The following is a 499-nucleotide window of genomic DNA, read 5'->3' as shown; positions in this document are numbered from 1 at the left end:
CCACGGCGGACACTTCCTCGAAATGGGCAAAACCGACCTCCGCGACCCCCACACCATCACCACCACCCACCCCGGCGTCACCTACCAGGCATACAACCTTCACGAGGCCGATCCTGATCTCATTCAGCGGATGCTGGCCGACCTCAGCCGGCTCTTCGAGTCCTCACCGTCCCCCCGCCGACACCCTTCAACCCGGACGGCACCATCCTCATCACCGGCGGCACCGGCACCCTCGGCAGCCTCCTCGCCCACCACCTCGCCGACCAAGGCCACACCCACCTGCACCTCACCAGCCGACGCGGACTCCAGGCCGAAGGCGCCGACCAGCTTCGCCAGGAGCTCACAGACCTAGGTGCGGACGTCACCGTCAGCGCCTGCGACATCGCCGACGCCGACCAGCTCGCCGCGCTGCTGGAGACGGTCCCTCACGCTCACCCGCTGACGGCCGTCATCCACACCGCCGGCGTCGTCCAGGACGCCACGCTGGGCAATCTCTCGC

1 protein-coding gene is annotated in these 499 nt (G+C 68.7%); it reads left to right on the top strand.

Translation table 11 applies throughout. The annotated features are described in order from the left end of the window. Positions 1 to 204: 204 nt before the first annotated feature. The coding region (locus IH48_RS35565) for an SDR family NAD(P)-dependent oxidoreductase (protein ID WP_324604344.1) at positions 205 to 499 on the top strand (295 nt) is incomplete at its 3' end.

Origin of the sequence: Streptomyces sp. NRRL F-5126, assembly GCF_000721265.1 — a bacterium.
Classification (GTDB): Bacteria; Actinomycetota; Actinomycetes; order Streptomycetales; family Streptomycetaceae; genus Streptomyces.
The sequence above is the reverse complement of the archived record's forward strand: the minus strand, read 5'-3'. Positions and strand labels throughout refer to the sequence as shown.